Annotated in this window: 12 protein-coding genes; 5 read left to right on the forward strand and 7 right to left on the reverse strand. The window is 41.2% G+C overall.

Features of this window, described 5'->3' with window-relative positions:
• The coding region (locus K8S13_RS24965; protein ID WP_291466463.1) for a choice-of-anchor Q domain-containing protein at window positions 1-595 on the forward strand (595 nt) is incomplete at its 5' end.
• On the opposite strand, the gene K8S13_RS24970 is transcribed toward K8S13_RS24965, so the two are convergent.
• Window positions 569-841, reverse strand: a complete 273-nt coding sequence (locus K8S13_RS24970; protein ID WP_291466464.1) for a hypothetical protein — start codon at window positions 839-841, stop codon at window positions 569-571. The two genes, K8S13_RS24965 and K8S13_RS24970, sit on opposite strands and share 27 nt — an antisense overlap.
• 54 nt (window positions 842-895) lie before the next feature.
• Here K8S13_RS24970 and K8S13_RS24975 point away from each other — a divergent pair, with 54 nt between their 5' ends.
• Both K8S13_RS24975 and K8S13_RS24980 read left to right on the forward strand, forming a co-directional pair.
• A complete protein-coding gene (locus K8S13_RS24975) occupies window positions 896-1147 on the forward strand; it encodes a type II toxin-antitoxin system Phd/YefM family antitoxin (protein WP_291466465.1) in 252 nt (83 codons plus the stop codon).
• A 3-nt stretch (window positions 1148-1150) separates the two neighbouring features.
• Window positions 1151-1414, forward strand: coding sequence for a type II toxin-antitoxin system RelE/ParE family toxin (locus tag K8S13_RS24980; protein ID WP_291466466.1), 264 nt, complete (start codon window positions 1151-1153; stop codon window positions 1412-1414).
• Window positions 1415-1575: 161 nt separating this feature from the next.
• Here K8S13_RS24980 and lepB read toward each other — a convergent pair whose 3' ends face one another.
• The 6 genes from lepB to nosP form a co-directional block, all read right to left on the reverse strand.
• On the reverse strand, window positions 1576-1929 hold the full coding sequence (lepB, locus tag K8S13_RS24985) for a signal peptidase I (RefSeq protein ID WP_291466467.1): 354 nt from the start codon (window positions 1927-1929) through the stop codon (window positions 1576-1578).
• Window positions 1910-2044: a hypothetical protein gene (locus K8S13_RS24990; RefSeq protein WP_291466469.1), complete on the reverse strand. Its 135-nt coding sequence runs from the start codon at window positions 2042-2044 to the stop codon at window positions 1910-1912. Before K8S13_RS24990 ends, lepB begins: the two co-directional genes overlap by 20 nt.
• A 291-nt stretch (window positions 2045-2335) precedes the next feature.
• Entirely contained in the window at window positions 2336-3148 is an 813-nt protein-coding gene (locus tag K8S13_RS24995) for a 4Fe-4S dicluster domain-containing protein (protein ID WP_291466471.1), read from the reverse strand.
• Between the two features lie 138 nt (window positions 3149-3286).
• Complete coding sequence (locus K8S13_RS25000; protein ID WP_291466473.1) at window positions 3287-4204, reverse strand: diguanylate cyclase; 918 nt, start codon at window positions 4202-4204, stop codon at window positions 3287-3289.
• On the reverse strand, window positions 4188-6770 hold the full coding sequence (locus K8S13_RS25005; RefSeq protein WP_291466476.1) for a hybrid sensor histidine kinase/response regulator: 2583 nt from the start codon (window positions 6768-6770) through the stop codon (window positions 4188-4190). The genes K8S13_RS25000 and K8S13_RS25005 overlap by 17 nt, the downstream gene beginning before the upstream one ends.
• Window positions 6767-7909: a nitric oxide-sensing protein NosP gene (gene nosP / locus K8S13_RS25010; protein WP_291466477.1), complete on the reverse strand. Its 1143-nt coding sequence runs from the start codon at window positions 7907-7909 to the stop codon at window positions 6767-6769. The genes K8S13_RS25005 and nosP overlap by 4 nt, the downstream gene beginning before the upstream one ends.
• A gap of 228 nt (window positions 7910-8137) precedes the next feature.
• On the opposite strand from nosP, the gene K8S13_RS25015 reads away from it, so the two are divergent.
• Window positions 8138-8770 (forward strand): TetR/AcrR family transcriptional regulator, encoded by a 633-nt coding sequence (locus tag K8S13_RS25015; RefSeq protein WP_291466479.1) that lies wholly within the window; start codon window positions 8138-8140, stop codon window positions 8768-8770.
• 15 nt (window positions 8771-8785) lie between these two features.
• On the forward strand, window positions 8786-9993 hold a 1208-nt coding region (locus K8S13_RS25020; RefSeq protein ID WP_291466481.1), incomplete at its 3' end, for an MMPL family transporter.

Here is a 9993-nt window from a genome sequence, read left to right on the forward strand (position 1 = left end):
CATTGTAAATAATTTTGCAGCGAGCGGGGGTGGTTTACATGTCCTTAACCAGGGGAATAGTGTCCCATCCATTTTTAACTGCATTTTCTGGGGCAACACTGCATCTGCCAGCCCCCAGATCTATTTGTATTCCGATACAGGCAGCCAGGCTTTGATAACCTATAATAACATTGAATCCGGCTTTAGCGGAGTTGGGAATATTAATAGTGATCCAGTGTTTGTGGATGCTTTAAATGATAATTTTCAGCTTGCTTCAGGATCACCCTGTATAGATGCCGGTGATAATGAATCAGTACAGCTTCCTGAAAAAGATTTCTATGAAGACAACCGCGTGGGTGATGATCCCGATACAATAGATACCGGTAATGGTCAGGCTCCGATTGTTGATATCGGTGCAGATGAATATCATGAAAATCTATGTCCGGGTGATCTTGATGGTGATCAGGATGTGGATGAAGACGATCTTATTATCTTTGCCCGGGACTTTGGTAAGATCAATTGCACAAGCGGATGTCCTGCAGATTATGATGCAGACTATGATGTGGATTCCCTTGATCTGTCTTTTTTTTCAAGATCTTATGGGGACTGCCGGTAAATCTGTAAGCTGTTCAATATCTGTGGCTATTGTGCCGATTTTGTTTTCCGGATATTTATAGATAGGATTACTATCCAGGTTACCGGCAATAATCGCATTGACTCTTTTTTTAAGCTCAACCAATGGTGCAACAAATCGCCTGCTCAATGAAACACTTGAAATCCAACCCAGCAAAACTGCTATAAACCGGATCAATTTCTTCGAGAGATCTATATAAATTTTTGTTTTTACACATAGGGTTGACATTATTAAGTACCTATTGTACGAATTGTATATAAAGTACAAAAATGGAGGTGCCAAATGAGCATTAAAGTTTCCACAGCAGATGCAAGAAAAAATTTTGCTGATATTGTTAATAAAGTTGCTTACGGCAAGGAATCTATAGTCCTGACACGCAGAGGCCAGGACGTTGCTGCTTTGGTTTCTATAGATGAGCTTGAATTGCTTCAGCAAATTGAAGATCATATTGATATTGAAGATGCCAAACGGGCTCTTGCAGAACCTGGAGACAATATTGCTGCCGAAAAAGTCTGGAAACAATTGGGGTTTTGATTTATGACATATTCTATAGAGTTTCGGCCTGCTGTATTGAAGAGCCTGAAGCGGTTTTCAAAAAAAAATCTGGTACGAATTAAGAAAAAAATAGAGGAACTGGGTCGAAATCTGCCCGAGCAAAATACCACTAAAATGAAAGGGAATAATTTTTTTCATAAGATTCGTACCGGAGACTATCGAATAATATATGAAATCCATGATGACAGATTGGTTATTCTGATTGTAAAAATTGGGCATAGAAAAGATGTTTACAAAGGGTTTTAAGGTAAATATCCTTTATGATATCGATCACCTGTATGGATGTTGTTTTATTCCATCGGTTATCAAATTGCAGTTCAAGATATTCGGTAGAGATCCGTTTTTCCCTGTATGTTATTTATATAAAGGGATGGCGGATAAAAGCAACAGAAAAAACCATTCAATGGTTAAAGCTGTTGAGATCTTATAATTTTGCTTGCTTTTCCCTTGACAAGATCAAAGGGGATAAGGCCCAGTCTCCGGCTGTCCCTGCTGTTTTTAAGATTATCTCCCAGAACAAACAGATTCCCGGGAGGTATGACCCCGTTATATCGTGCAAGCTGTTTAATGGTTGATCTCATTTTTTTCTGGTTTACCGGCCCTGAATAGATTTTGTTTATAAAAAGCCGGTTATTTTTTATTTTAACCCGGTCTCCCGGAACAGCCACCGCCCTTTTTATCAGAGGTGCCTGCCGGTGGCCAAAAACAATGGCAACCAGATCGCTCCGGCAGAAAGGCTCATCAATCCTCTCTTTTACCATCACCATGTCGCCGGGCATGAGTACAGGGGACAGGGATGTTCCCCGTACCCGGTATGCTCATCAGAGTTGTCATTAATACTGCCAATACCATTGTGAGTACAATTCTTTTTTTCATTTTCCCCTCCTTTATTTGTAACCTGATTTAAAACTGTGATATGCCGTGCGGTATTAATAGCTTTCTGCTTTACTTTTTTATAGTCTCATTTAGAGTTGGTATTATTAAAAATTAAAGCAAAAAATGTGTCCGGAAAATACCATTTCCTCAAAACACTATAGGAGTGGTATATACACGAAACAGAACTGTTTTTTATAAAAAATTGAAATACTATTATGAAAAAAAGTACATAATGATATCAGCCAGAGCAAGGGATTCTTTACGGGTTCCAAAAGCCGGTCTTTGATCACTTCATGCAACAATAGTAAGCGGTTCTTTTCGTTCTTTGGATGCTTGTCTGAGAATATTATTCATAACCACTTTGACTATTGGATTAGCTTTAGCAACTCTTGCTTTTTCCATACAGGTTTTAACACATGCCATGCATCCGATGCACTGGTTTTTTGCCGCCCGGCTCAGATACATGCCTGTGTCAGGAGATAATAAGCCACCAGGGCAGTTTTCTGCACATTGTCCACATTGTATGCATAGTTTTTCAATGTGAACAGGTTTGAGAGCTGAATACTTGTCAGACTTGGAGGTCTTATCAAGTTGCATTGGGACATCTTTAAGACTCAGGTTCCCGCTCGCGTTTAAACTGTCTGCTCCAAACCTGCGTGCTTTTTCTATGTCTGATTCATCCGGTCTTCCTATCGCAACCGGTACTATATCCGAATAGGAGTGTTGGCCTATAAAGGCGGCGGCAGCGCTGACTTTGAAACCATTTGTATGAAGAATTTTTACCATGCGGTAAAGCGCAATTCCATACTCCCGATTACCATAAACAACAATTGCACTGCATTGTTTTCCATTTCCTGCAATGGAACTGAGACATTCTATGACTTGAATCGGCAGTTTTCCGGAATGAACAGGGGCACCCACAACTAAATGATCTATATCGGCTGTGACTGCGTTTGGATCAGTGATTATTCGGGTTCGAGTATCCGGAAAAGTCATGTCAAGTGTTTGAGGATGCCTTGTTCCCAATCCCAATGCTACGGCCTCACAAATTTTTTTTGTTGTATTGGTTGGTGAGAAATACAGTATTCCTATGCGTTTAACCATTCTGTTCTCCAAATGAGTTATCTTTCTTTTCATAGCTCTAAGTGGTTTATATTTATATGATACATATCAATCAGATATATAAAAATCAAATGAAATATTATATAAATCGTTTTTTTGCAGTTTAAAGACTGTCACTATTTACCGGCATTGGATTTGATTTCGGCCCTTTGATTTTGCCTTGTAAAGCATTTCATCGGCAGTGGCAACAACGGAAACAAGAGCAGCGTCTGAAAAACCACTGCTTGGAAACACCGAACTTACCCCGATGCTTATGGTAACATAATCAAGAGGAACGGATTGCGCGTGGGGAATCTTGAGAAGCTCGACATTGCTGCGCATGGCTTCGGCAATTGTCATGGCGCCGGATATATCGGTCTCAGGAAGAACCGCTATGAATTCCTCACCGCCATAGCGGGCAACAAAATCAGTCGGCCTGCGGATTGAGTTAACCAAGGCCTGTGCTATTTCTTTAAGGCATTTATCCCCTTGACCATGTCCATAGGCATCGTTGTACTGTTTAAAAAAGTCTATATCAATAAATGCGACAGAGAGTGGAATTTTATTTCTGACAGCCCTGTTCCATTCCTTATCGAAAGTCTCCTCAAATTTCTGGCGGTTGGGAATTTCAGTTAACACGTCAATGCTTGCCATCTTTCGTAACATATCCGCCTGCCATTTCATTTTAAGGTGGACCTTTACCCGGGCCATAACTATCGCTGCTTTGAATGGTTTGGTAATATAATCCACTGCGCCGAGGTCAAATCCCCTTGCCTCGTTGCCCTCTTCTTTCATTGCAGTGATGAAAATCACCGGGATATCTTTGGTCTGCTCGTTTTCCTTCAGATTTTTGCATGCTTTATATCCGTCCATCTCCGGCATCATGATGTCCAGTAATATCAGGTCAGGAGGGTTAAGTGACATAGCCCGTTCAATGGCCTGTTTCCCGTTTTTAGCTACAATTATTTTGTAGTCGGATTTTAGAATGTCAACAAGTATGTTAAGGTTAAACCGCTCATCATCGGCAATCAGGATCTTTTGTTTATCCTTTTCCTGCATTTGCGTCCTCCAATGAAATGTTCAAAGATCCGGCAAATTGTATAAGTGTGGTCTGGGCGTCTTCGAAATCATAACTGCCTATCTGCTCTTGTAGTTTATCCACATACTTACTGCACTTTGACAGGTTAATATTGTCCCGAAGCGCTTCAAAGCATTCTTCTGCACTCACATCACCTTCCTGCAGAAGGCCCATCAATTCGGCCATCTGGGCACAGATCCTTTCCGGATCAATATATTGGTCATTCTCATCCTCGGGCTTTTCCGGATAAGACTCACCAATCGGTTTTAACATTGTTCCAATCGATTCGAGCACTTCATCAAGTGATCCTGTCAATCCAGCTAAAAGTGCCTGTTTGTCAGCTTTGGTATCGTAAATGAACGCCTCTTCCAGATCTGAAGCACTCTTTTTTAGATGTTCTGCCCCGATAGTAGCGGCAACACCCTTAATCGTGTGCGCCCTGCGCCTGACATACTCGGTTTGCCCCTTTGACAGGGCTTGTGTTATCTTTTGGGCCGCTTTTCGGTAATCCTGATAGAATTCAAGGAGCAGTTTCTTAAAGAATCCTTTTTTCTTCCCAACGTTTTCCAGACCTTTGGTCATATTAATACCGGGAAGCTCCACAGGAATCTCATCGCGGTTTTTTTCAGAGGGCGGTTGACCTTTGCTCACGGGAGCGCTTCGCTCGCCTACCTTTATCCATTTTGTTAATACAGCATATAACTCTTCAATCTTTATCGGTTTTGGCAGGTAGTCATTCATTCCAGTGTTCAGGCACTTTTCGCGTTCTTCGGCCATGGCATGAGCAGTTAAGGCAATAATCGGCAACGAGTTAAAGCCGGGTTCTTTCCGGATAATTTGTGTTGCTTCATGTCCGTCCATTTCCGGCATCTGGATATCCATCAGAACCAGGTCGAATTCTGATGTCTTGATTTTATGAACACCTTCTTTACCGTTATCTGCAACGGTTACGGTAAACCCGGCCTGTTCCAGCAATTCAGTTGCCACCTGTTGATTAATTGAATTGTCTTCGATCAGAAGAATCCTGGCTCCTTTAATAGGTTTTAATGATTCAGTTGTTTTTAAAATTTGTTCCTGAATGCGGGATGGTACGCTTATTTTTTTCCCGGATTCTTTAATAAAAATTTCCATTATTGCATCATGAAGCAAAGATTGATTTATCGGCTTGATGAGAAAATTTTCAATTCGCACATTTTTTGCCTGCAGCTTAATCTCTTCACGCCCATAGGCAGTCACCATGAGTACTGCGGGTATCTTTGATAGTTTTGGGTTTTCTTTTATTCGTTTTGTTGTCTCTATTCCGTCCATGCCCGGCATTTTCCAATCCATAAGAACCAGCTCATACGGGCTGTCGTTTTCGGCTTTTTCCAACTCTGAAAGCGCTTCCCGGCCGGATGCCACCTGGGTTACTTCAAAAGTAAATGAAGAACACATATCGTTAAGAATCTGCCGTGCCGTTGGGTTATCATCGCAAATCAAAACACGAAGCCCCGACATTTTATCCGGCACTATATACTGCTTCTTTTCAGTTTCAGTCTGAAGTCCAAACCTTGCTGTGAAGTAAAATATACTGCCCTTTCCCGGTTCGCTTTCCACCCAAATTTTTCCACCCATCATTTGGGTCAATCGTTTGGATATTGCCAACCCCAATCCGGTTCCCCCATATTTTCTAGTAGTGGAAACGTCTGCCTGGCTAAAAGATTGGAACAGCTTATCAATTTGCTCCCTGGACATTCCGATGCCAGTGTCCCTGATGGAAAAACGGAGCATTACCTGATTGGATTTTTTGTCTTTTATATCGGGCATAAGTTCCGTGTTGAGTACTATTTCTCCTCTATCAGTAAATTTGATTGCATTGCTGCTCAGATTAAGTAGGATTTGCCCTAACCGCAACGGATCACCTACCAGATATAGAGGGACTTGCGGATGAGTATTGAACAATAATTCAAGGCCTTTTTCCTCAACCTTCAGGCCAGCCAGATTGGAAAAATTGATTAACACTTCCTCTAGATTAAAATTTATTTTCTCCATGGTCAGTTTGCCTGCCTCAATCTTGGAAAAATCAAGGATGTCATTAATAATTCCCAGAAGAGAGTGACAGGATAACAATATCTTTTTTAGATAATCATGCTGCCTTGCGGTCAATTCGGTCCTCAACGCCAGTTCGCTCAGGCCGATAATGGCGTTCATTGGAGTCCTGATTTCGTGACTCATGTTGGATAAAAAATTACTTTTCGCTTGAGTGGCGGCCTCGGCGGTGTCTCGCGATTTTTCCAGTTCCTTTTCAATTAGTTTCCGTTCTTCAATTTCTCCGATCAACCTCTTGTTGACATCGGCCAAGTCTTTGGTGTGTTTCTCTATGTGCTGCTGCAAAAGGATATTACGTTCGAATAACGAATAGGAATCGCCGGCAGAATCAACGCTTCTCTCCACCCTCTCCATGAGAATCCTCTTGGTCTTTTCACTTTTGGCCAATTTGTTCTCAAGGATTTTCACTTTTTCCTGGAGTTCGTCAACTTGGTCCTGCAATTTTTTACTGCTGGTCATTCTATCTCTCCGATTGCTACACCTGTCAATGTCTGGTTAACATGGATTGAATTGTATTGTTCACCGTAAGTGCTGAACCCGATATAATCATAATCCTTTATTATCTCACATACTGCATCAAACATTTTACTTTCCTTCATCTCCAGCCGTCTCAGGATGCAGTCAAAGCTTAAAATTATTTTCGGGTTCGGAATTTGTTTTTTGATTTCCAATAGTTGATTTTCCAGATTTTTCACAAGACCAATCCCTTTGGCAACGCTCAGGACAAGGCCGTTGTCAATAGCACAGAAAAACGACAGACTCTCATCCTCATTTACCTTTTGAATGGAACGTACGTAATATTCACCGCCAATTCTCAGCATGACCGGATGGCTGGAAAAGACCATTGGCGTGAGCTTGTCTATCGTAAGTCCGAGTACTTTAGCATATTCATAAGCAGCCGGTTCCCCGTTGATTTCCGTCACACACCGGTTGATCGGATCAGCTTCAGTAATTACCAGTTTCTCTTTGGTCGGCTGAAAATGCTGGGTTTTGAAGACGTAAAACGGCAGTGTGGTCTCGATGAGGACAAAGATTGCTGCATCAGAAATAAAACACCCGTTTGTATAGACCTTGGTTGTTTTGAATTCAAGGTCATCACCGGCCGAGCCGCCAACTATGGACATCCCTTCAAACTGGTTATATATGAAGCTTATGGTCTGTTCCTCCAGCATGGACATCCCATCAACCAGCAAAAGGCCAAACATCAGATCTTTGTTAAAGGTGGAAGAAAAGCTAAGTTCTTTATGGATAGACCTTGCCATGGCTTGTGCATCCTGTGTCGAAAATTGACTCAAGGGAGAAATAAGACGGGAATGTACCTTTAATGCTTTGGCTGCGAAGCTGACACCGGCCAGGCTGCCCTCATGATAACCGACCGACGTGATTTCACCGGCCGTTGTGCAACCGATAAGAGTACATGAAAATCTGGCTTTGAGCGCATTGCCCATCCTGTCAAGGTCATATTTTGATGAACAAAAAAATATTACAGCTTCTGCCTCAGGTTGATATATTAGATCATACAATTCTTGAACCGCCTGCTTCTCATCCTTGGCAAATGAGACACCATGCTTTACCTTGAATTTTGTATTTACTGACATCAAATTTTCTCCTTAATTGCAGGTTGAACCACACTTGGCGGTAAATAAGCTTGTTTCTTTTCATGACCCTAATTGATATATATATAAATCAAATGAAATTTGCAAAACCAATAAAAAAATATTGACAAACCTGATCTGAAAATTATATTAACCATAGAGTTTAACTAAACAGTTGTTTTTTGTTTCAGATAACATCTTGTTTCCTAAAACAAAATCAAAGGAAAGTTTATGGTTTCAAAATTAATAGAGTCAAAAAGGGAAAAAACGATTCGCCGCATTCTTGATGCAGCAGCAAATATTTTTTCCGAATCCGGCTTTGAGGGTGCACGCGTGGATGAAATCGCGAAACAGGCCAAGATTAACAAGGCCATGATTTACTACCACATAGGCGACAAGAAAGCTCTGTATGCTGAAGTACTCCACGATATAATAGGTAACGCCACCGAACATTTCATAAGCAATTTAGATGAAAATCAGTCTTCCGAACAAAAATTAAAATATTATATAAATAGCGTCACTCAAACCATGGAGCAAAATCCTTTTCTTGCCCCTATTATGATGCGGGAACAGGCTTCAGGAGGACAAAACCTTCCTGAAATTATTGCCAAAGAATTTGCATTAATAATCGGCATGGTTACCAATATCCTTGAAGAGGGTGCAAAACAGGGTGTTTTTATTAAAACCACCCCGTTTATTATACACTCTATGGTTATAGGGGGTATCATGTTTTATCAAACCAGCTATCCTGTCAGGTCCGGATACGCTGCTTTTCCTGAAACCGTCAAAAAATTGGGATATAGCGTTTCAGGCGATGTATCAAAAGAAATCGAAAAACTGATTTTAAAGGCTGTAAAAAAGTAAAAATCGAGGAATATAATGACAACTATTAGAAATAACATGGAAAAATGGTTCGGATCATTCGCACGGATCATATATCACAACCGGCTTAAAATCCTTTTTATTATGTTTGTAATAATTGCAGCTATGGTGTCGCAACTTCCAAAGCTGACAATCGATATATCTACTGAAGGATTCATGCACAAATCAGACCCGGCACGAGTTGATTATGATACTTTTCGTGATCAATTCGGCAGGGACGAACTGATCGTTATTGCAATCCGTTCACAGGAAGTTTTTGAAGCGAAGTTTCTAAAGACACTAAAAGAGCTGCACGAGGATCTATTTGAAAATGTTCCATATATTGAAGATATAACCAGCCTTATTAACGCCAGGAATACAAGGGGGAAAAAAGATGAACTCATCGTTGAGGACCTTATGGAAAACTGGCCTGAAACGACCGAAGAAATTGCAATAATAAAGCAGCGAACCCTTGATAATCCGCTATATAGAAACCTTTTAATATCTGAAGATGGCAAGATGACAACCATTGTCATTCAGACCCAGGCCTATTCTTCAGTGGGAACAGACATCGACGTCCTGGATGGATTTGAAGATGATGAAAAAAAAATAAATACAACTGACAATAAGCTATACTTAACGGATAAGGAAAACAGTGAGGTCGTTGCCGCTGTAGACAAAGTTGCTGACAAATATAGAAGTCCCGGCTTTGAAATTTATATTGCCGGTTCAGCGGCAGTAACCCATTTTTTGAAGCAGTCCATGATAAAAGATGTCCGCAGGTTTTTACTCCTTGCTTTTATCACCGTGGGCGCATTTCTCTTTATCATGTTTCGACGAATCTCGGGTGTGGTTTTGCCTCTTTTGATTGTAATCCTTTCGCTTATTTCCACCATCAGCCTCATGGCGGTATTTAAAGCGCCGATAAAGCTGCCCACCCAGATACTTCCATCCTTTATGCTTGCGGTGAGTGTTGGATACAGTGTTCACATTATGGCCATGTTCTATCACAATTTTCGAAAAAGCCGCAGCAAGGAAGAGGCCATTGTTTATTCCATAGGCCATTCAGGGCTTGCCGTAGTTATGACGGCCGCAACTACTGCTGGAGGGTTATTCTCCTTTTCAACTTCAGAGGTTGCGCCTATTGCTGACGTTGGTATTTTTGCCGGCACAGGTGTGCTCCTTGCCATGGTTTATACAATTATTCTTTTGCCGGCTTTGCTTGC

The organism is Desulfobacula sp. (assembly GCF_021107415.1).

Coding starts and splice junctions, on each gene's coding strand:
- K8S13_RS24970 (WP_291466464.1), bottom strand. CDS start 841: ATGTCAACCCTATGTGTAAAAACAAAAATTTATATAGATCTCTCGAAG.
- K8S13_RS24975 (WP_291466465.1), top strand. CDS start 896: ATGAGCATTAAAGTTTCCACAGCAGATGCAAGAAAAAATTTTGCTGAT.
- K8S13_RS24980 (WP_291466466.1), top strand. CDS start 1,151: ATGACATATTCTATAGAGTTTCGGCCTGCTGTATTGAAGAGCCTGAAG.
- lepB (WP_291466467.1), bottom strand. CDS start 1,929: ATGGTAAAAGAGAGGATTGATGAGCCTTTCTGCCGGAGCGATCTGGTT.
- K8S13_RS24990 (WP_291466469.1), bottom strand. CDS start 2,044: ATGAAAAAAAGAATTGTACTCACAATGGTATTGGCAGTATTAATGACA.
- K8S13_RS24995 (WP_291466471.1), bottom strand. CDS start 3,148: ATGGTTAAACGCATAGGAATACTGTATTTCTCACCAACCAATACAACA.
- K8S13_RS25000 (WP_291466473.1), bottom strand. CDS start 4,204: ATGCAGGAAAAGGATAAACAAAAGATCCTGATTGCCGATGATGAGCGG.
- K8S13_RS25005 (WP_291466476.1), bottom strand. CDS start 6,770: ATGACCAGCAGTAAAAAATTGCAGGACCAAGTTGACGAACTCCAGGAA.
- nosP (WP_291466477.1), bottom strand. CDS start 7,909: ATGTCAGTAAATACAAAATTCAAGGTAAAGCATGGTGTCTCATTTGCC.
- K8S13_RS25015 (WP_291466479.1), top strand. CDS start 8,138: ATGGTTTCAAAATTAATAGAGTCAAAAAGGGAAAAAACGATTCGCCGC.